19 protein-coding genes and 1 other RNA gene are annotated in these 20,063 nt (G+C 73.6%); 14 read left to right on the forward strand and 6 right to left on the reverse strand.

The window, feature by feature from the left end; all coding sequences use genetic code 11:
• The first annotated feature begins 230 nt into the window (after positions 1–230).
• Positions 231–1,142 carry a hypothetical protein gene (locus tag ACIQLL_RS06715; protein WP_402464653.1) on the forward strand — a complete coding sequence of 304 codons (912 nt, stop codon included), beginning with the start codon at positions 231–233 and terminating at the stop codon, positions 1,140–1,142.
• 114 nt (positions 1,143–1,256) lie between these two features.
• On the opposite strand, the gene ACIQLL_RS06720 is transcribed toward ACIQLL_RS06715, so the two are convergent.
• Both ACIQLL_RS06720 and ACIQLL_RS06725 read right to left on the reverse strand, forming a co-directional pair.
• Positions 1,257–1,703 (reverse strand): SRPBCC family protein, encoded by a 447-nt coding sequence (locus ACIQLL_RS06720; RefSeq protein ID WP_402464654.1) that lies wholly within the window; start codon positions 1,701–1,703, stop codon positions 1,257–1,259.
• Between the two features lie 31 nt (positions 1,704–1,734).
• The gene (locus ACIQLL_RS06725) at positions 1,735–3,534 is read right to left on the reverse strand and encodes a serine/threonine-protein kinase (RefSeq protein ID WP_402464656.1); all 1,800 of its coding nucleotides are present in this window, start codon (positions 3,532–3,534) and stop codon (positions 1,735–1,737) included.
• Between the two features lie 297 nt (positions 3,535–3,831).
• Between ACIQLL_RS06725 and ACIQLL_RS06730 the strand changes: the two genes are divergently transcribed.
• From ACIQLL_RS06730 to ACIQLL_RS06750, 5 genes are all read left to right on the forward strand, one after another.
• The gene (locus ACIQLL_RS06730) at positions 3,832–5,610 is read left to right on the forward strand and encodes a bifunctional 3'-5' exonuclease/DNA polymerase (protein WP_402464658.1); all 1,779 of its coding nucleotides are present in this window, start codon (positions 3,832–3,834) and stop codon (positions 5,608–5,610) included.
• 81 nt (positions 5,611–5,691) lie between these two features.
• Positions 5,692–7,110: a sugar porter family MFS transporter gene (locus tag ACIQLL_RS06735; protein WP_402464660.1), complete on the forward strand. Its 1,419-nt coding sequence runs from the start codon at positions 5,692–5,694 to the stop codon at positions 7,108–7,110.
• Positions 7,111–7,173: 63 nt separating this feature from the next.
• Positions 7,174–8,040, forward strand: coding sequence for a Nif3-like dinuclear metal center hexameric protein (locus ACIQLL_RS06740; RefSeq protein ID WP_402464662.1), 867 nt, complete (start codon positions 7,174–7,176; stop codon positions 8,038–8,040).
• Positions 8,041–8,075: 35 nt separating this feature from the next.
• Positions 8,076–8,816, forward strand: coding sequence for a zinc ribbon domain-containing protein (locus ACIQLL_RS06745; RefSeq protein WP_402464664.1), 741 nt, complete (start codon positions 8,076–8,078; stop codon positions 8,814–8,816).
• Positions 8,816–9,499 (forward strand): histidine phosphatase family protein, encoded by a 684-nt coding sequence (locus ACIQLL_RS06750; protein WP_402464666.1) that lies wholly within the window; start codon positions 8,816–8,818, stop codon positions 9,497–9,499. Before ACIQLL_RS06745 ends, ACIQLL_RS06750 begins: the two co-directional genes overlap by 1 nt.
• Positions 9,500–9,502: 3 nt before the next feature.
• On the opposite strand, the gene ACIQLL_RS06755 is transcribed toward ACIQLL_RS06750, so the two are convergent.
• The gene (locus ACIQLL_RS06755) at positions 9,503–9,835 is read right to left on the reverse strand and encodes a TfoX/Sxy family protein (RefSeq protein ID WP_402464668.1); all 333 of its coding nucleotides are present in this window, start codon (positions 9,833–9,835) and stop codon (positions 9,503–9,505) included.
• 46 nt (positions 9,836–9,881) lie between these two features.
• Positions 9,882–10,715 (reverse strand): YaaA family protein, encoded by an 834-nt coding sequence (locus tag ACIQLL_RS06760; RefSeq protein WP_402464670.1) that lies wholly within the window; start codon positions 10,713–10,715, stop codon positions 9,882–9,884.
• 136 nt (positions 10,716–10,851) lie between these two features.
• Here ACIQLL_RS06760 and ACIQLL_RS06765 point away from each other — a divergent pair, with 136 nt between their 5' ends.
• The 5 genes from ACIQLL_RS06765 (at position 10,852) to ACIQLL_RS06785 (ending at position 13,394) form a co-directional block, all read left to right on the forward strand.
• Complete coding sequence (locus ACIQLL_RS06765; protein WP_402464672.1) at positions 10,852–11,235, forward strand: tautomerase family protein; 384 nt, start codon at positions 10,852–10,854, stop codon at positions 11,233–11,235.
• 23 nt (positions 11,236–11,258) lie between these two features.
• Positions 11,259–11,659: RNase P RNA component class A (gene rnpB, locus ACIQLL_RS06770), an RNA gene on the forward strand.
• A gap of 32 nt (positions 11,660–11,691) precedes the next feature.
• Positions 11,692–12,273, forward strand: a complete 582-nt coding sequence (locus ACIQLL_RS06775; protein ID WP_402464674.1) for a pyridoxamine 5'-phosphate oxidase family protein — start codon at positions 11,692–11,694, stop codon at positions 12,271–12,273.
• 9 nt (positions 12,274–12,282) lie between these two features.
• Positions 12,283–12,879 (forward strand): GNAT family N-acetyltransferase, encoded by a 597-nt coding sequence (locus ACIQLL_RS06780; RefSeq protein WP_402464676.1) that lies wholly within the window; start codon positions 12,283–12,285, stop codon positions 12,877–12,879.
• Positions 12,880–13,070: 191 nt separating this feature from the next.
• A complete protein-coding gene (locus ACIQLL_RS06785) occupies positions 13,071–13,394 on the forward strand; it encodes an STAS domain-containing protein (protein WP_402464678.1) in 324 nt (107 codons plus the stop codon).
• Between the two features lie 85 nt (positions 13,395–13,479).
• Here ACIQLL_RS06785 and ppgK read toward each other — a convergent pair whose 3' ends face one another.
• The gene (ppgK, locus tag ACIQLL_RS06790) at positions 13,480–14,244 is read right to left on the reverse strand and encodes a polyphosphate--glucose phosphotransferase (protein WP_402464680.1); all 765 of its coding nucleotides are present in this window, start codon (positions 14,242–14,244) and stop codon (positions 13,480–13,482) included.
• A 28-nt stretch (positions 14,245–14,272) separates the two neighbouring features.
• Here ppgK and ACIQLL_RS06795 point away from each other — a divergent pair, with 28 nt between their 5' ends.
• Entirely contained in the window at positions 14,273–14,476 is a 204-nt protein-coding gene (locus ACIQLL_RS06795) for an SPOR domain-containing protein (RefSeq protein WP_402464682.1), read from the forward strand.
• A 51-nt stretch (positions 14,477–14,527) separates the two neighbouring features.
• On the opposite strand, the gene panB is transcribed toward ACIQLL_RS06795, so the two are convergent.
• Positions 14,528–15,427, reverse strand: a complete 900-nt coding sequence (panB, locus tag ACIQLL_RS06800; protein WP_402464684.1) for a 3-methyl-2-oxobutanoate hydroxymethyltransferase — start codon at positions 15,425–15,427, stop codon at positions 14,528–14,530.
• A gap of 109 nt (positions 15,428–15,536) precedes the next feature.
• On the opposite strand from panB, the gene glnA reads away from it, so the two are divergent.
• Complete coding sequence (gene glnA / locus ACIQLL_RS06805) at positions 15,537–16,874, forward strand: type I glutamate--ammonia ligase (protein ID WP_402464686.1); 1,338 nt, start codon at positions 15,537–15,539, stop codon at positions 16,872–16,874.
• 40 nt (positions 16,875–16,914) lie between these two features.
• The gene (locus tag ACIQLL_RS06810) at positions 16,915–20,052 is read left to right on the forward strand and encodes a bifunctional [glutamine synthetase] adenylyltransferase/[glutamine synthetase]-adenylyl-L-tyrosine phosphorylase (RefSeq protein ID WP_402464688.1); all 3,138 of its coding nucleotides are present in this window, start codon (positions 16,915–16,917) and stop codon (positions 20,050–20,052) included.
• Positions 20,053–20,063 lie beyond the last annotated feature (11 nt).

A 20,063-nucleotide genomic window follows, 5' to 3' on the forward strand; every position in this document is an offset into this window, starting at 1 on the left:
CCCGGACGACCCCAACGCGGCCAACGACACGTCGACCGCACACTGCGGCAGCCTCACCGGACTCATCATCACCTGCTGACCCTGAGCCGCCGCGCTCCCGTACCGCTCGTCCGAGAGGGCGGGAGCGCGGCCCCCGGGATCCCGGATCGGAGGTAGATCCGCCATATCAAACAATCCGCTCGAAACGGTCGTCCGGCCGTCAAGCACCCATTACTCATCGAGGAGCAACCATGCGCACCATTGTCAGAAGACTGGCTGCCAGCGTCGGTGCCGCGGCCCTTGCCTCGGCAAGCCTTGCCGCTACAGCGCTGCCTGCCCAGGCGTCCGACCCGTGGACCTACACGGCGAACACCAATCAGGGTTCGATCTCGATCGCACTTTCGGACACGACCGCGGCACCCGGGGATGCCATCACGGCCGAGGTGACGTTCGTCAGCACGACCTCGTCGACATTCACGGCAGAGGCCCGACTCTTCAGCCCGACGATCCCGGCCGGCGGCTACCTCCACAACTTCGAGCCCTGCACTGACGTGGATCCCGCAGTCACCGAATGTCAGCGCGTACCGGGCACCGGCCTCAACGTCGTGAGCGCCCCCGTCGCGCCGGGAGCAACGGTCAAGGCGACCATCAATCTCACGGTCAACCCCGACGCCGCGCCGAGTTCCTACAACTTGTCCGGAGTCGGGAGATTCAACGGAACTCCGTACCAGCTGACGCCAACGAGGCTCTTCACCGTCACGGCGCCGGCGGAGGCGGATCTGGGTGTGGATCTGTCGGCGACGGCTGGTCCGTTGCTGGGTTCGCAGATCACCTACGACCTGGACGTGTCGAACGCGGGTCCGGGCGACGCGTCAGCCTCCGGCGTGGAGATCGACCTGCCGCAGAAGGTGTACTCGGTGGCGAACCTGCCCGCGGCGTGCGCCTACGACTCGTCCACCGACGTCGTCACCTGCGACACCGGAGCAATCACCAACGGCGACACCAGCTCGCTGTCGTTCAAGGCCAACATCGCCCTGCTGGCCATCGGCTCACTGAACGCGACCGCCACCCGCGTCTCGTCCAGCCCCGACGACCCCAACCCGGCCAACGACACCTCCACCGCCCACTGCGGCAGCCTCACCGGCCTCATCATCACCTGCTGACACCAGGCACGCGGCGGGATGTCGTCGTCGGCGGATGGGGCGTGGACGCAAGTTCTGCGCCTCATCCGCCGCCGCCTTCCGGTTCCTGACGACAACACGGAGGTCCGCGACGGATCACGGCGCGGTGATCGCCGCCAGGTGCGCATTGCGTTGCCGGATCAACCGGCGCAGGTAGGGCACCAGCACGAGCCGTTCGGCCGGCTGCCCGAGCACCGGCGAGGCCACGGTGATCGTGTCCACCATGCGTGTCCCGCCGTCGACCCGGTGGAACTCGTGGACGTGGACGAAGCTGCGGAACGGCCCCCGCACCTGCTGGTCGACGAAGCGTGCGGGTCGCTGCAGCTCGGTGATCTGCGAGGTCATGGTGAACCAGACGCCGAGGTGCCGTGCCCGCCACGTGACGGTCTCGCCCAGACCGATCTGCCCGCCCGTGACGCCGCCGACGGCGCGCTCGTGGGAGGCGGCCATGGAGTCGACGTGCGCGTCGATGCTCAGCGAGGCGTCGAAGAGCGCGTCGACGTCGGCGTCGTGGTGGGAGACGATCTCGAAGGCCGTGGTCACACCCGACACCCTGTCACACCGGTTCGGCCCGTCAGGGCGAGGTCACGGCGCCGCCCGAGCCCGAGCCGGCACCTGAGCTCGGCGCTGCCGACGGCGCCGGGCTGCTCGGTGGTGTCGCGTCCGCTGTGGGCGTCGGGTCGCTCGTCGGGGTCGGGTCCGGCGTCGCGGTCGGCGTCGGGTCGCTGGTCGGTGTCGGGTCCGGCGTCGACGTCGGGTCCTCGGTGGGCTCGTCCGTGGGTGTCGGGTCCTCGGACGGCTCGTCGCTGGGGGTCGGCGAAGGGCTCGGGGACGGGGTGGACGACGGCGTCGGCGAGGCGGAAGAGCGTGTGGTCGGCGCCGTGGTGGGCGCGGAGGACGGTTCGCGGGACTCGGACGGCGAGGCCGTCGGCGACGGGGTCGGCGACGCACTCGTCGTGACCGCCGGGACGGGTGCGGGATCGCCGCTGTCCCGCGGCCACAGGACGACCGCCGCGACCGCTGCCGCCACCAGGACGAGCACGAGGGCGGCGATCAGCCACGGCTTGAGCACGGTCCCGGTGCCGGACTCGGTCGGTGTGCCGCCAGGAGGAGGCGCCGCGCCGTCCGCCACCGGCACGCCCTCGACGGGCGTCGGGGGCCCTCCGGCGGCGCCGGTCGGTTCCGCCGCACCAGCGGCACCCGCCGCACCAGCGGCACCCGCCGCAGCAGCGGCACCGGCCGCACCCGCCGCCCCGACAGCACCGAGCTGCCGCGTGCGCTGCAGCTCGGCGTCGTCGCCGGCGGCAGCAGCAGCGGCCGCGGCCGCGGCCGCAGCACCGGCAGCGGCCACCACCGCCGTCCGGTGGGGGTCGTCCGCGGCGATCTGGTCGAGCGTCATCGTGGCCTCGGAACCGGTCGCCTCGCCCCCGGACGCCGCCGCGGCGACTCCCAGCAGCGGCGCTGCGGCCGCGCGCATCGCCGGTGCGGAGTCGAACCGGCGCGCCGGGTCCTTGGCCATCGACTGCGCCACGAAGCGGTCCACCGAGACCGGGACGGCGGCCTGCCGTGCCGACGGCGCAGGGACCGGTGCCTCGACGTGCGCGCGCGCCACGTCGTCGGGCCGTGCCCGCTCGTACGGCGCGTGCCCGGTCAGGGCGAAGTACGTCAGCGCACCGACCGAGTAGAGGTCGCTGCGGGCGTCGAGCGGCCTGCCCTGGGCCTGCTCCGGTGACATGCAGACCACCGAGCCGGCGACGAGCCCGCCGTCACCCTCACCGCCGGCGGGGGCGGTCAGACCGAGGTCGATCAGCCCGACGTCGAACCCGCCGTCGTCGCGCCGCGCGACCACCACGTTGCGTGGCCCGACGTCGCGGTGCACCAGACCGGCGGCGTGCACCGCGCCGAGCGCCACGAGCAGCCCGTCCACCACGACGAGCGCCTCCGGCCACGGCAGGCCGTCGCTGCCGACGACGTCTGACAGCGGCACGCCGGGAAGCCGCCGGGTCAGGATCCAAGGGACGGTCGAGCCGGCGACGGCGTCCTCCCCGGTGTCGAGGACCTTCGCCACGCCCGGGTGGTCGATCTGCTCGGAAGCGGCGATCTCGCGGGCCAGGGCGGCGCGGGCCGCCTCGTCGTCGACCAGGTGCGGGTGCAGGACCTTGACGAGGAGCGGCGGCTCGTCCGCGGCGGCGGTGTCGGAACCCGCCCCGGCGGAGTCCGCCGCACCGTCGGAAGCGGCTCCGGGCGCCGGCAGCCGCGAGGCCTCGTAGACGGTGTACGTGCCGCCGGTGCCGAGGACGTCACCCAGCACGTACGCGCCGCCCAGCACCACGTGCCCGCTCGCCGACCCCTCGGCGGGACCTGTCGGAGTCACGCCGTCCTCCGCGGTCGGGGCGTGACGTCGAGGCGGGTGCTCGTGCGCCGCGGCGCGGTCGGTGCGGTGGTCTCGGTCATCTCAGTCATCGGCCAGCACAGGATATGTGACGGCCCGCCGATCGGCGGGACCAGGGCACGGCGACGGGGTGTGATCTGGCCGACCGGGGACGTCCGGCCGGGACGCGCGGGGCCCGGTGCCCTGGGCGGGCGCCCTCGACCGGCCATCATGGTGACCGGCGGGCGGGCTGCGCGCGAGCGGGCCGCAGGTGTCGGTCCCGCGGGGGATGATGCGTGCGTGCACGTCGTCCTGGCCCGCCGGCCCGCGGGAACCGTCCGTGTGGTCGGCGTGCCCGACGGCGCCACCGCCGGCGACGACGCACCGTCCGTCCCGCAGGAGGCCACGGGGGACGACCTTCCCTCCGTGGTGCAGCGCCTCGAGCGCCGCGACCCGGGCGCGGCGGGGCCCCCACGCTGGACGTGGGACGACACGAACTGCTGGTACCCCGCGCTGCTCACCGCCGGCGTCCGCGTCGAGCGAGCGCACGACCTGCGCCTGGCCCATCGGGTGCTGCGGTACTCCACGGCCAGCGCCGCCTCCGCGCTGGCGACGGCTCCGCCGTCGCCCTGGGACACCCTGACGGCGGTGCCGGTGGGCGGGAGCGTCCCGGTGCCGGGCCGGCGTCCGCAGGCCGAGTCACTCTTCGACCTCGACGTCGCCGAGCGTCCTGCGCACGGGGGCACGCCGTCGTCGGACGCTCCCGACCCGCTGGCCGAGCTGTCCGCCCAGCGCGACGCCGTCGCCGGGTCGCAGACGCCCGGTCGGTTGCGGCTGCTGCTGGCCGCGGAGTCCGCGGGAGCGCTCGTCGCCACCGAGATGCACCACGCCGGGCTGCCCTGGCGGGCCGACGTGCACGACGCCATCCTCGCCGACGCCCTCGGACCCCGCCCGGCCGAGGGCCGCCGACCCCAGAAGCTCGAGGCGCTCGCGGTGCGGATCCGGGCCGCGCTGGACGCCCCGCCCACTCTGAATCCCGACTCCCACCCGGACCTGCTGCGCGCGATGGAGTACGCAGGAGTCGGCGCGCGCAGCCTGCGCAAGGGGGAGCTGGAGTCGCTCGACCACCCGGTGATCGCCCCGCTGCTGGCGTACAAGAACCTGTACCGGCTCTACACGGCCAACGGCTGGTCGTGGTTGGACCAGTGGGTCCGCGACGGCCGGTTCCGCTCCGACTACGTGGTCGGTGGTGTCGTGACCGGCCGCTGGTCGTCCACCGGCGGGGGAGCGCTGCAGCTGCCGAAGGGGGTGCGCAGCGCTGTCCGGGCCGACCCCGGGTGGGTCCTCGTGGTCGCGGACGCCGCCCAGCTCGAACCACGTGTGCTGGCCGGGATGGCCGCGGACGAGGCGATGGCGGCGGCGGGCCGGGGCGGGGACCTGTACGCGGGGATCGTCGCCTCCGGCGCCGTGGAGACGCGCGAGCAGGCCAAGGTCGGCATGCTCGGCGCCATGTACGGCGGCACCACGGGCGCCAGCGGCCAGGTGCTGCCGCGGCTGTCGCGCGCCTTCCCCCGCTCGATGGGCCTCGTCGAGGACGCCGCCCGCACGGGGGAGCGCGGCGGGGTCGTCACCACCCGGCTCGGCCGCACCTCGCCGCCGCCCGGTCAGGAGTGGGACGCCGCGCAGTCCGGTGCGCTCGGTGACGGCGCCCCGCCCGACGCCGCAAGCCTCGCGCGGTCCTCCGCCCGCTCCTGGGGCCGGTTCACCCGCAACTTCGTGGTCCAGGGCACGGCCGCGGAGTGGGCCCTGTGCTGGCTCGCCTCCATCCGGCGCCGGTTGTGGGAGCTGCCCCGGGCGCAGGACCCGGGGCTGGCGCCGGCACCGTTCGCGGACCGCCCCCACCTGGTGTTCTTCCTGCACGACGAGGTCGTGGTGCACGCTCCCGCGGCGCTCGCGGACGACGTCGCCCGCGAGGTCCGTGCCGCGGCCGACGAGGCGGGTCGGTTGCTGTTCGGCGACTTCCCGGTGTCGTTCCCGCTCACGGTCGCGACGGTCGACTCCTACGCGGACGCGAAGTAGCCGCTCGACCCTGGGGTGCAGCGACGGGGGCACCGGCCTACGCTGACAGCACCTGGCGACGACGGCGGGTGGGAGGACAGCATGTCCGATACGGCGCAGACTCATGAGCAGGGCTTTCATGCGGGACGAGTGATCCAGCTGGCGGTGACGGCGGCGCTCGGCGGGTTCCTCTTCGGCTTCGACACGGCGGTCATCAACGGCGCCGTGACACCCATGCAGGAGGACTTCGGCATGGGTGCCGGGCTGACCGGGTTCGTGGTGTCCTCGGCGCTGCTGGGGTGCATGGCCGGTGCGTACTTCGCCGGTCGTCTGGCGGACCGCGTCGGGCGCGTGCGGGTCATGGTGATCGCCTCGGTGCTGTTCACCGTCTCCGCGGTCGGTTCCACCTTCGCGGTCGGCCCGGTCGACATGATCCTGTGGCGACTCATCGGCGGCCTGGGTGTCGGGGCCGCCTCGGTCATCGCCCCGGCCTACATCGCCGAGATCTCGCCGGCGCACATCCGGGGCCGGCTCGGCTCGCTGCAGCAGATGGCGATCGTCACCGGCATCTTCATCGCGTTGCTGTCCGACTACGCGATCGCCGCGGCCGCCGGGGGTGCGGGCGACGAGCTGTGGTTCGGGCTCGCGGCCTGGCGGTGGATGTTCTTCGCGGAGGTGATCCCCGCGGTCCTCTACGGCGCGCTCGCGCTCTCCATCCCCGAGTCGCCACGGTTCCTGGTCCACCAGGGACGCGAGGACGAGGCGCGCGAGGTCCTCGGCAGCGTCCTGACCGAGGGGATCGACACCCGCATCTCGGAGATCCGTCGCACCATCGTGCGGGACCACACCACGTCGCTGCGGGACCTGCTCAAGCCCACCGGCGGGCTGCTTCCGATCGTGTGGATCGGCATCGCCCTGAGCGTGTTCCAGCAGTTCGTCGGGATCAACGTCATCTTCTACTACTCGTCCACGCTGTGGCAGGCCGTCGGCTTCTCCGAGGAGGACGCCCTGCAGCAGACCGTCATCACCTCGGTGACCAACATCGTGGTGACGGTCGTGGCCATCCTGCTCATCGACAAGATCGGGCGACGCCGCCTGCTCACCATCGGCTCGGCGGGCATGTTCGTCTCTCTGGGCACCATGACCGTGGTGTTCAGCCAGGCGCCTCTCGTGGCGAACGCCGACGGCGAGCTCGAACCGGTCCTCGACGGGTCGGCCGGCATCATCGCGCTCGTCGCCGCCAACCTGTTCGTCGTGTTCTTCGGCATGTCGTGGGGACCGGCGGTGTGGGTGCTGCTGGGGGAGATGTTCAACAACAAGATCCGAGGGACCGCGCTGGGGATCGCCGCGGCCGCCCAGTGGCTGGCGAACTTCGCGATCTCCAGCTCCTTCCCTTCCATGGCCGAGGTCGGGCTGTGGTTCGCCTACGGCTTCTACACGATCGCCGCGCTCGCGTCGCTGTTCTTCGTGCTCAGGTTCGTCCCGGAGACGAGGGACAAAGAGCTCGAGGACATGGCCTAGCGTCACCGGCCCCGACGCCCGACGGCGCCCGGTGCCGGCGCGGACGTCGGTATCGTCGGGCGCATGAGCGCACCCACGCTGGCCGACGTCGTCACGGTCCTGGAGGACCTCTACCCGCCGCGGACGGCGGAGGGATGGGACGCCGTCGGGCTGGTCGCCGGTGACCCGACCCGCCCCGTGCACAAGGTGCTGCTCGCCGTGGACCCGGTGGCCGCCGTCGTCGACGAGGCGATCGAGTGGGGTGCCGACCTGCTCGTCACGCACCACCCGCTCTACCTCAAGCCGGTCACCTCGGTGGCGGCCACCACCTTCAAGGGCGCCGTGGTGCACCGGCTGCTCCTGGCGGGCTGTGCCCTGCACGTCGCGCACACCAACGCCGACGCCGCGCCGCGCGGGGTCGCCGACGCGCTCGCCGACCTCGTCGGGCTCGTGGACCGGGAACCCCTGGTGGCGCGCACCGACGACGCCGAGCGCGGCATCGGCCGCACGGGGACCCTGGAACGTCCGGTGACGCTGCGCGAGTTCGCCGAGCACGTGGCCGCCGTGCTGCCGTCCACCGCGCAGGGCGTCCGGGTGGCGGGCGACCTGGACGCGCTGGTGAGCACGGCCGCCGTGGTCGGCGGGTCGGGCGACTCCCTGTTCGACGCCGTCCGCGCGGCCCGCGCCGACGTCTACCTCACCGCCGACCTGCGCCACCATCCCGCCTCGGAGCTGCGCGAGCGGGCCGCGTTCGAGTCCGCCGGCGCCACGGCCACCGACACGGGCACGCCCTACCTCGTCGACGTCGCCCACTTCGCCTCGGAGTGGCCCTGGCTGGCCTACGCGGCGGCGGACCTGGCCGCCCGGTTCGAAGAGGGTACGGTGACCACCAGGGTGAGCACCCGCGTGACGGACCCCTGGAGCGCGCGCCTCGCGAGCTCAGGCCGCTGACCCCCATCTGAACAGCCGGACGAGAGGACCCACCCATGGCCACCGCACCCGTCGAGGACCAGCGTCGCCTGCTCGAGGTCCAGGCTCTCGACACCTGGCTGCAGCAGCTCGCCCACCAGCGGCGCAACCACCCGTCGCTCGCCGCCGTCGCCGAGCTGGAGGGTCGCCTCGGCGACCTGCACGGCTCCCTGGTGGACTCCCGCACGGCCGTCGCGGACCTGGAGCGCGAGGTGGCCAAGGCCGAGGCCGACGTCGAGCAGGTGCGTCAACGCGCCGCCCGCGACCAGCAGAAGCTCGACTCCGGAGCGTTGAACGCGAAGGACTCCACGGCGGTGCTCAGCGAGCTGGAGGCGCTCGCGCGCCGCCAGGGCGTGCTGGAGGACGCCGAGCTGGAGGTCATGGAACGGCTCGAGGCGCACCAGAAGTCGCTGGCCGAGGTCGAGGCCGCGCACGGCGAGCTCGTCGCCGCGAAGGAGAAGGCCGCCGCCGAGCGGGACGCCGCGTTCGCCGAGATCGACGGCGCGGCACGAGGCGTCACGGCCGACCGGGCTGCCGCCGTCGACGGCCTCGACCCGGCACTCGTCACGCTGTACGACCGGCTGCGCACCCAGCTCGGCGGACTGGGAGCCGCCGCGCTGCGGGGGAACCGGTGCGAGGGCTGCCGGCTGGAGCTCAACCCCGGCGACCTGGCGACCGCCCGGAACGCGGCCCCCGAGCAGGTGGTCCGGTGCGAGGAGTGCGGGCGCATCCTCGTGCGGGACCCCGACGCCGCCTGATGGCACGGCCCGCTCCCGGGGCGCTCGCGCGGTACGACGGCGCGGTGTCCGCCACCGTGGTGCTGGTGCGTCACGGCGTGACGCCGATGACGGAGGTGGGGGCGCTGTCCGGCGGGGACGTGCCGGGCCCGTCCCTGACCACGGCAGGCCGGCGGCAGGCGGCCCAGGCGGCCGACGCCGTCTTCCGCCTCGGCAAGGACCGGTGGCCCGACCTGCCGCGGCCCGGTGCGCTCGTCGCCTCGCCGATGATCCGCACCCAGGAGACCGCCGCCGCGATCGGCCGTCGGCTCGGTCTGCCCGTGGCGGTCGACGAACGCTTGGCCGAGTGCCGGTTCGGCGCGTGGGAAGGCCTCGGGCCCGCCGAGGTCGAGGAGGGGTGGCCCGGTGGCCTGCTCGACTGGGTGACCGGAGGTACGGTCGCGCCACCCGGCGGCGAGTCGTACGCCGACCTCGGGGACCGCGTCGCCCCGGCGATCGAGGACGTGGTGGGTCGATCCTTCGGGGCGACCACCGTGCTCGTCGCGCACGCGGCCGTCATCCGTTCCGTCGTCGGGCAGGCCCTGGACGCCCCGCCGACGGCGTGGGGCCGGATCCGGGTCCCGCCCTGCTCGCTCACGGTGGTGCGGGAGTGGCCCGACGGCGTGCGCGAGGTGACGGCGACCGGCTTCCCCGCCGCGGACTGAGGGTCAGCCGCCCTTCGGCTCGAGGCTCCCGGCATGCTCGGCGCCGCGCGTGAGCCAGGCGTCCAGGACCTCCTGGTCGCCCCACAGGTCCGGCCCGACGGCGACCGTGCCGCGCATCGTCCGATCGCCCATCGTCATGGCCGTCGCGCCGTCGGCGAGCGCCGTCTCGTGGCCGTCCACCCCGACACGGACCATCACCTGGTCCCGGACGACCCCGGCAGCCATGTGGCCCCCCAGCATGAAGGCGATGCCGCCGAACATCCTGCGCTCGGTCAGACCGGGGTACCGGGAAAGCACGGCACGCACCCGGTCGGCCAGCTCGTCGTCGTAGGCCACGGAGCCAGTGTGCGCCGGTGCTGCGGCGCCCGCCCGCCGACCCGGCTCAGGCGATGACGAGCTCCAGGGTGCGCGGCCCACGCCGCGTGGCCGGGTCGTGCAGCGCGGCCTCGATCATCCGGTAGCTCAGCCCGGTGCCCACCTCGGTGCCGATGATCTCGCCGTCCAGCTCCCGGGCGGCGCCGAGCAGCTCCTGCGCCGACGTCGGCGGTGCGCCGTCCCGGCGCAGCAGGTGACCGGCCAGGACGCCCCGGGTGTGCTTGGCGTTGTGCGAGACGACGGCCCGCGCGCCGTCTGCCTCGCGCACGACCCGGACCGTGACCCACTCCGCGGCGTCGTCGCCGGTCGTGACCGGTCTCCACGCCGACTGGTAGATGCCCGACCGGCAGTCGACGACGACGTCGCCCGCGGTGCGCCCGGTGAGCGCGGCGGACAGCGCGGGGCGCCAGGCGGCGGCCAGGCCGCCGAGGCCGGGCAGGGTGACCCCCATGGACAGCCGGTAGGCGGGGATGCGGTCCTGCGGTGACACCACGCCCCACAGGCCGGAGAAGATGCGGACGGACGCCGCGGCGCGTGCGGCGGCCGTGGCGTCGAGGTCCGCGAGACCTGCGGCGGCGAAGAGCACCCCGGTGTAGACGGTGCTCGCGGGCGCCGCCGGTGCGGCGCGCAGCGCGGTGTTGCGGGCGACCTCACCGGCCAGGCTCGCCCCGACCTTGAGGACGGCCGTCGCGTCGTCGCGTGCGCTCACCGCGGCCAGGGCGTCCAGGACCTGCTCCCGCCGCGCCGTGAGCCCTGGTGCGGTGAGCGTGGCGAGGTCGATCGGTGCGCCGTCGTCGGGCGCGGGCGTCTTGCCCTCGGAGGGCGGCAGGCAGAGCAGCACCGGGACACCCTATGCAGCGGTGGCAGGATCGGGGCACGACGGTCGACGTGCGATCGCTCACGCGTCCCTTCGGACACGCGCAGCGGCCGGGTCGCGCAGGACGACCGCACGCACCACTGACACGGGAGGGCGCGCCATGGCGCAGGTGAAGGTCTACGGCAACAGGTCCGTCTGGGGCGCGCGGCGCGCGGAGGTCTCCGACGCCGTGCACGCGGCGTTGGTCGGGGCCTGGGGCCTCCCGGAGGACAAGCGCTTCCACCGGTTCCTGCTGCTGGACGACGGCGACCTCGTCGCGCCGCGGTCGCCGGCCTACCTGGTGGTCGAGATCGTGTGCTTCGCGGGTCGGTCCGTCACCGCGAAGAAAGCGCTGATCGCCGCCCTGTACGACGACGTCGCCCCCGCGCTCGGCCTGCCGGCCGACGACCTGGAGGTGGTGATCCTCGAGTCCCCGCGCGAGAACTGGGGGATCCGGGGCCGATCGGGTGACGAGCTCGCCCTGCCGTACCGGGTAGAGGTCTGATCCCGGTATCCTGGCCGGGCGGACGAGTCGGTCGGACGGTCGCGTCGGTGCTCCTGCGGGAGCACCGCCGAGGAACGTCCGGGCTCCGAAGGGCAAGGTGGTGGCCAACAGCCACCCGGGGTGACCCGCGGGACAGTGCCACAGAAAGCAGACCGCCCGTGCGCCTCGGCGTACGGGTGAGGGTGAAACGGTGGTGTAAGAGACCACCAGCGTGCCCGGTGACGGGCACGGCTCGGTAAACCCCACCTGGAGCAAGGTCAGACAGGTTGTGTTCGAGGGCGGCCCGCCCGATTCTCTCCGGAGAAGCACAGCCGGGTAGACCGCTCGAGCCCTGCGGCGACGCAGGGCCTAGATGGATGACCGTCGCCCGCACCGGGGCAACCCGGTGCGGGAACAGAACCCGGCGTACAGACCGGCTCGTCCGCCTCCGAGCCGTGCGCTTGGCATGATGCAGGCATGAACCTGCACGAGCGGATCGACGACCGCCTGCGCCAGTTCGTCGAGCGTCAGCACGTCTTCTTCGTGGCGACGGCGCCGCTCGCGGCGGACGGCCACGTCAACGTCTCGCCCCGGGGACTGCCCGGCACGTTCGCCGTGCTGGACGACCACACGTTCGCGTGGCTGGACGCCACGGGGAGCGGGAGCGAGACGGTGGCGCACCTGCGCGAGAACGGCCGCGTCACCGTGATGTTCTGCGCGTTCGACGGCGCGCCGAACATCGTGCGGTTCCATGGCGTCGGCCGCGTCGTGACGCGGCACGACGACGGGTACCCGGCCCTGGCGGGCAGGTTCGCCGACGTTCCCGGCGCGCGCGCCGTCGTCGTGGTCGACGTCGAACGCGTCTCCGACAGCTGCGGCTGGGGTGTGCCGCTGATGTCCTACGAGGGCGAGCGCGACCTGCTCGGTCCGTTCTTCGCGCGCAAGGGCGAGGCCGGGCAGGAGGAGTACCGGCGTCGCAAGAACGCCACGAGCATCGACGGGCTGCCCGCCTTCGACGCCGCGCCCGCACCCCGCGCCGCGGTCGGTGACGCCGAGTAGCGTGCCCGCATGGACACCCTCGTGTTCCGGCCGGCCAACGAGGTCCCGTTCGAGGACCTCCAGGCGGTGCTGGGCGCCTCGCAGGCGGGCCGGTGCCAGTGCCAGCGACAGGTCCTGGGGGACAGGCTGTGGTGGCACATGCCCGTCGAGGAGCGCCGGCTGCGGCTGGCCGAGCTGACCTGCGCCGACGATCCGGACGCCCCGACCACGAGCGGCCTGGTCGCCTACGACGACGGCGAGCCGGTCGGGTGGGTCGCCGTCGCACCGCGCCCCACCTACCGCCGCTACTACGGCCGCAGCCCGGTGGTCTGGTCGGGACGGCACGAGGACCGGGAGGACCCGCAGGTGTGGGCCGTCGCGTGCTTCGTGGTGCGGGCCGGCAGCCGCGGGCAGGGCCTGATGTACGAGCTGGCGCGGGCCGCGGTGGACTTCGCCCGGGAGCGGGGCGCGACGGCGCTGGAGGGCTATCCCATCGTGGCCCGGGACGGCGGTGAGGTCGTCTGGGACGAGGCGAGCGTCGGGACGCCGCAGGTCTTCGCCGCGGCAGGGTTCGACCAGGTCTCGGCCCCGACGGCGCGCCGTCGCGTCGTCCGACGGGATCTGTGACCCACCAGAAGGCTGCTTCGGGCCATGATTGGTGAATGTTCGGTCAAGATTCGCCCTGTGACGGGTTCCACACCGACGCCGTCGTGAGGTAGGTTGGTCCGCGACGCGACGACGAGGTCGCGTGTCCTGGACGCCGGTACCGCGCCGCGGTACGCAGGGGGCGTTCGACACTCAGGGACGAAGGTGTGACAGTGACCCTCACCAGCGAGGTGCGTGCCGGCGGGATCTCCTTGAGCGAGACCCCGCGGGCCAGCGTGGTGACTCTGTGGGGCGAGATCGACTCCGCCCTGCGCAACGAGGCCTCGGCCGCACTGGCCGGGGCGTTCCAGCGAGACCAACCCGTCGTCGTGGACGCCTCCCGGGTGACGTTCATCGACTCGGCGGGGATCGCCTTCCTCGTCCAGCTCTGCCGCATCGGGCAGGACGAGGGCCTGACGGTCTCGTTGCACGACCCGCCGAGCGCTGTCCGCGAGGCGTTGCGGACGCTCCAGCTCGACCCGCTGGTCGCCGGCTGACGGACGCAGCGCCGACACACGCAGCGACGGCGCCGACTCACTGGGGGGTCGGCGCCGTCGTCGCGTCCGGGGCGGTGGCCCGGGCTCAGTGCGGCCGCGCCGCCATGGACGCGGCCCCGACGATGCCGGCGCGGTTGCGCAGCTCGGCCGGGATGATCTCGGCCCGCAGGTCCAGCAGCGGCAGGTACTTCTCGTGGTGCTTGCTCACGCCGCCGCCGACGACGATCAGGTCGGGGGAGAGGAGCATCTCGACCGTCTCGAAATAGCGTTGCAGGCGCTTCGCCCACTTCTCCCACGACAGGTCGTCACGGTCGCGGGCCGACTCGGCCGCCCGGTGCTCGGCGTCGTGGCCGTCGATCTCGAGGTGACCGAGCTCGGTGTTGGGCACCAGGATGCCGTCCACCAGCAGGGCGGACCCGATGCCGGTGCCGAGGGTCGCCACGAGGACCACGCCGTCGTGCCCCTTGGCGGCGCCGTAGCGCTGCTCCCCGACCCCCGCGGCATCGGCGTCGTTGACCGCCACGGCCTTGCGCCCGGTCGCCTCCTGGACCAGCGCCGGCAGGTCGACGCCCTTCCACGACTTGTGCAGGTTGGCGATGAAGCGCACGACGCCGTGGTCCAGCGGTGCGGGGAAGGCCACGCCGATGGGCGCGTCGTCGGGCAGGTCGAACCCGTCGACCAGCTCGGCCAGGACGTCGGCGACCGCTTCCGGCGTCGACTTGTGCGGGGTGGGGATCCGCCGGCGGTCCGCGGCGAACTCACCGGTGGCGAGGTCGACCGGTGCGCCCTTGATCCCGGAGCCGCCGACGTCGATGCCGAAGGCCAGTCCGTGCTCGTTCTGCTCAGCCATGGCCACCATCCTGGTGCAGGATCGAGGCATGAGCGACAAGAGCGCGGATGAGAAGCAGTATTGGTACAACACCGAGACCGGGCAGGTCGAGGAGGGCGTCCAGCGGTCGAGCTGGACGCACGTCCTGGGCCCGTACCCGACCCGGGACGCTGCCGAGCACGCCCTCGAGCAGGCGTCGCGCCGCAACGAGGCGTGGGAGGACGACGACGCCGACTGGCGCGGTCAGGGCTGAGGTCTCCCGGGCGGGGTCACCGGATCCGTCCGTCCCGCCCGGGCAGCAGCCTCAGTGGTCGAACGAGTGCTCCGGGGCCGGGAACGCACCGGAGCGCACCTCGGCGGCGTAGTCCGCCGCCGCCGTCCGGAGCATCTGCCCGATCTCGGCGAACCGTCGGGCGAACCGGGGTGACCAGTCGGTCATCCCCGCCATGTCCGTCCACACGAGCACCTGGCCGTCGGCGTCGGGGCCGGCGCCGATGCCGATCGTGGGGATGGTGAGGAACTCGGTGATCCGCGCCGTGAGCTCGGTGGGGACCATCTCCAGCACGACGGCGCACGCGCCGGCCTCCTGGACGGCGAGGGCGTCCTGGCTCAGCTCCTCGGCGGAGTCGTCCCCGCGGCCCTGCACCCGCGGACCACCGAGCGCGTTCTCGGACTGCGGGGTGTACCCGAGGTGCCCGACGACGGGGATCCCGGCCGTCGTGATGGCCCGGATCGCGTCGGCCGACCGGCGGCCGCCCTCCAGCTTGACGGCAGCGGCGCCGGTCTCCTTCATGACCCGCACGGCCGAGGCCAGCGCCTGCTCGGCGCCGGCCTCGTAGCTGCCGAACGGCAGGTCGACGACGACGAACGCGTGCGGGGCGGCGGAGGCGACGGCGCGCCCGGCCCGGACCATGTCGTCGAGGGTGACGGGCAGGGTCGTGGCGTGCCCGAGCATCGTGTTGCCGATGGAGTCGCCCACCAGCAGCGTGTCGATCCCGGCGGCGTCGAACAGCGCCGCCGTCGGCGCGTCGTAGGCGGTGAGCATGGTGATCTTCTCGCCACGCTCCTTGGCGTGCTGCAGGTGGTGCACGCGGACGCGGCGCGCCCCGGCGGCGATGCCCGGCGGCTGGTCGGTCGCGGTGACTGAACTCACACCGGCGTCGGATGCGGCCTGGGGGGAGGGGTTCTGGCCCGTTGCTGCCATGATCGATAGCGTAGGCGACGGCCACCGGGACTCCGGTCTCAGGCCCACAGGGCTCCGCCCGGCGCGGCAGTTCACTCATGGTTCACACGTATCGGGCAGGATGGGGCTCATGGACAGGCAGCAGGAGTTCGTGCTCCGCACGGTCGAGGAGCGCGACATCCGCTTCATCCGGCTCTGGTTCACCGACGTGCTCGGTGTGCTCAAGTCGGTCGCGGTCGCGCCCGCGGAGCTCGAGCAGGCCTTCGTGGAGGGCATCGGGTTCGACGGCAGCGCCATCGAGGGCCTGACGCGGGTCTACGAGGCGGACATGATCGCCAAGCCCGACCCGACGACCTTCCAGGTGCTGCCCTGGCGCGGGGAGCGGCACGGCACCGGCCGGATGTTCTGCGACATCCTCACCCCGGAGGGCGAGCCGTCGCTGGCCGACTCCCGCAACGTGCTCAAGCGCGCGCTGACGAAGGCGAGCGACAAGGGCTTCACCTTCTACACGCACCCCGAGGTGGAGTTCTACCTCTTCAACCAGATGGCCTCGGCCGACGCCCCGCTGGTCCCCGTGGACGACGGCGGGTACTTCGACCACCTCGCCCGCGGCAGCACGCACGACTTCCGGCGCGCCGCGATCACGATGCTGGAGTCGATGGGCATCTCGGTGGAGTTCTCCCACCACGAGGCCGGCCCCGGCCAGAACGAGATCGACCTGCGGTACGCCGACGCGCTGACCACGGCGGACAACCTCATGACGTTCCGCACGGTGGTCAAGGAGGTCGCGCTCGAGCAGGGCGTGTTCGCCTCCTTCATGCCGAAGCCGTTCGCGGACCAGCCGGGCTCGGGCATGCACACGCACATGTCCCTGTTCGAGGAGGACCACAACGCCTTCCACGAGCCGGGGGCGCAGTTCGAGCTGTCCAAGACGGGACGCCAGTTCATCGCCGGCCTGCTCGTGCACGCCGGGGAGATCACGGCGGTCACGAACCAGTACGTCAACTCCTACAAGCGCCTGTGGGGCGGGGCCGAGGCGCCGAGCTACATCTGCTGGGGTCACAACAACCGCTCCGCGCTGGTGCGGGTGCCGATGTACAAGCCGGGCAAGGGCAACTCCTCGCGCGTGGAGTACCGTGCGCTCGACTCGGCCGCCAACCCGTACCTCGCCTTCGCCGTCCTGCTCGCCGCCGGGATGAAGGGCATCGAGGAGGGCTACGAGCTGCCGGAGGCCACCGAGGACGACGTCTGGGAGCTGACGGGAGCCGAGCGCCGCGCGCTGGGCATCGCCGAGCTGCCGGAGTCCCTGGACGAGGCTATCGAGCTCATGGAGTCCTCCGAGCTGGTCGCCGAGACGCTGGGCGAGCACGTGTTCGACTACGTGCTGCGCAACAAGCGCAACGAGTGGGCGGCCTACCGTGCCCAGGTCACCCCGCACGAGCTGCGCACCTCGCTGCAGTTCCTCTGAGCCGAGCCCCGGGAGCGGGACCGGCCGGTAGGGTCGCAGCGTGAGCTCGACGACGTCCGGCACCGGCAGACGCGAGACCCCGACCCGCAGGTTCCTGCGGGCAGGGTTCGCGGACCTCACCCGCTCCGCCCAGCTCTGGCAGGACGACGCGCTGCAGGCGCTGCTGCCCGAGGACGGCGACGCCGTCGTGGCCGCCCTGGGTGCCACGGCCGATCCGGACCTGGCACTGCTGCACCTCGTGCGCCTGGCTGCCGCGCCGACGGCGCAGGGCACCCTGCGGACCCTGCTCGCGGCGGACCCGAGGAGTCCCGACGGCGTCACCCGGGCGCGCACCCTCGCCGTCCTGGGCTCCTCCGCAGCGCTCGGCGACGACCTGGTGCGCCGCCCCGAACTGCTGGACGTGCTGGCCGACGAGGACCACGGCCTCGGGACCGACGCGACGCTCGTGCGCGACGAGCTGTTGCGCGCCGTGGGTGCCGACCCCACCGACGGGGCGCCGGTGGCCGCGGAGAACCCGACCGGCGACGACGCCCCGGCGTGGTCCGACGCGGGGGCGCGCACCGCCACGGACGCCCTGCGACGCGCCTACCGTTCCCGGCTGCTGCGGATCGCCGCCACCGACCTGACGGCCGAGGACCCGCTGACGGTGCTGCCCGGCGTCGCCGCGGCGCTGGCCGACCTCGCCTCGGCGGCGCTGGAGGCGGCGCTCGCCGTCTCGAGGTCCTGGCTCCCGGACCACGGCGCCGGGGTGCGGCTCGCCGTCATCGGCATGGGCAAGGCCGGCGGGCGCGAGCTCAACTACGTCTCCGACGTCGACGTGGTCTACGTCGGGGAGCCGGCCGTCGGCCCCGACGGCGAACCGGTGTCGGACGAGCCGACGGCGATGCGCGTCGGCACCCGGCTCGCCTCCGGTCTGCAGAAAGTGTGCGGCGGGACCTCGCTGGAACCCGCCCTGTGGGAGGTCGACGCCGCGCTGCGGCCGGAGGGCAAGCAGGGGCCCCTGGTCCGCACCCTGGCCAGCCACGTCGCCTACTACGAGCGATGGGCCGAGACCTGGGAGTTCCAGGCCCTGCTGAAGGCCCGGCACGTGGCGGGGGACGCCGCCCTGGCCGCCGACTACCGTGCGGCGGTCGACCCGTTCGTGTGGTCCGCCGTCAACCGGGACCACTTCGTCGAGGACGCACGGGCGATGCGCCGACGCGTCGAGGACAACGTGCCCGGTGCGGAGGCCGACCGGCAGATCAAGCTCGGCAAGGGCGGGCTGCGTGACGTGGAGTTCACCGTGCAGCTGCTCCAGCTCGTGCACGGGCGCACCGCCGACGACATCCGCTCCCCGACCACCCTGGCCGCGCTGTCGGCCCTGGCCCAGGAGGGGTTCGTGGGCCGCGAGCACGCGGTCCGCATGGGGGCGTGCTACCGGTTCCTGCGGTCGCTGGAGCACCGCGTGCAGCTCTTCCGGCTCAAGCGCACGCACCTGCTGCCCACGGGTGAGGAGGACCTGCGCCGGCTCGCCCGCTCCCTGGGCATGCGCGCCGACGGCGCGGACGGTCTGCTGCGGCGCTGGCGCGACACCCGCCGCGAGGTCCGCGCGCTGCACGAGGCCGTCTTCTACCGACCGCTGCTGCCCGCCTGGGCGCAGCTGTCCGAGGACGAGCTGTCGCTCGCGCCCGAGGCGGCCCGGGCCCGGTTCGCCGCGATCGGCTACCGCGACCCCGACGGCGCGATGCGGCACGTCGTCGCGCTCACCGAGGGCACCTCGCGGCGCGCCAAGCTGCAGCGCCAGCTCCTGCCGGTGATGCTCGGCTGGTTCGCGGAGGGCGCCGACCCCGACGCCGGGCTGCTGGCGTTCCGCAAGCTCTCGGAGAATCTCGGCGCGACGCCCTGGTACCTGCGGCTGCTGCGCGACTCCGGCAACGCGGCTTACCACCTCGCCCAGCTGCTGTCCTCGTCGCGCTACCTCGCCGATGCCCTCGCCCGCTCCCCGGAGTCGGTGCAGTGGCTCGCCGACACCTCGCGGCTCGAGCGGCGCGGCGCGGAGCGGCTCACCGAGGAGGCGCACGCCATCGTGACGCGCGCGGACGCCTCGGACACCGCCGCGAACCGGCTGCGGGCGATCCGCCGTCGGGAGCTGGCCCGCACCGCGGCCGGCGAGGTGCTCGGTGTGCTGGATCCGGTGCAGGCCCAGGCGGCGATCTCCGACGCCGCCGACATGGTCGTCGCCGGTGCGCTGCGGTCCGCCGAGTACGCGGCCCGCATCGACCTCGGACTGGGACCCGACCGGACGGCGAACCCCACCCGGATGCTCGTCGTCGCCATGGGGCGCATGGGCGGCCGGGAGATGGGCTACGGCTCCGACGCGGACGTCATGTTCGCCCACGAGCCCGTGGACGGGGCCGAGCCGAAGCTCGCGCAGGACTTCGCCCTGGCCACCGCGCGGCGCCTGCAGAAGCTGCTCTCCGCCGTCGGGCCCGAACCGAACCTGCCGATCGACGCCGACCTGCGCCCCGAGGGCCGCCAGGGGGCCCTCGTGCGCACCCTCGACTCCTACGCCGAGTACTACGAGCGTTGGGTGAGCGTCTGGGAGCAGCAGGCGCTGCTGCGCGCGCGGCCCGTGGCGGGGCAGCTCGGGGGCGACGCCGACGTCGCCGCGCGGTTCACCGCGATGGTGGACCCGCTGCGCTACCCGGTCGGGGGACTGGCGGAGGCGTCCCTGCGCGAGGTCCGGCGGATCAAGGCGCGCGTGGAGGCCGAACGGCTTCCCCGGGGGGTCGAGCCCACCCGGCACCTCAAGCTGGGCCGCGGGGGAGTCTCGGACGTCGAGTGGGCCGCCCAGGTGCTGCAGCTCCAGCACGCCCACGAGGTCCCGGGCCTGCGCACCACCGAGACGGTCGCGGCGCTCGCCGCCGCCGAGGAGGCGGGTCTGCTCGGCGAGGAGGAGGCCTACTGCCTGCGCGAGGCGTGGCTGCTCGCCTCCCGGCTGCGCTCGGCGCTGGTGCTGTTCTCCGGGAAGGTCGGGGGGCCGCGGGCGGATATCCTTCCTCACGACGCCTGGGCGCTGTCCGGGCTGGCGAGCCTGCTGGGCGACGTCGGCTCCGGCGTCGAGCTCGAGGAGCTCTACCTGCGCACGACCCGCCGTGCGCGGACCGTGGTGGAGCGCGTCGTCTACGGCGAGGACTGAGGAGAGACGGG

The sequence above is a fragment of the Isoptericola aurantiacus genome (assembly GCF_044769875.1).
GTDB lineage: Bacteria > Actinomycetota > Actinomycetes > Actinomycetales > Cellulomonadaceae > Isoptericola > Isoptericola aurantiacus.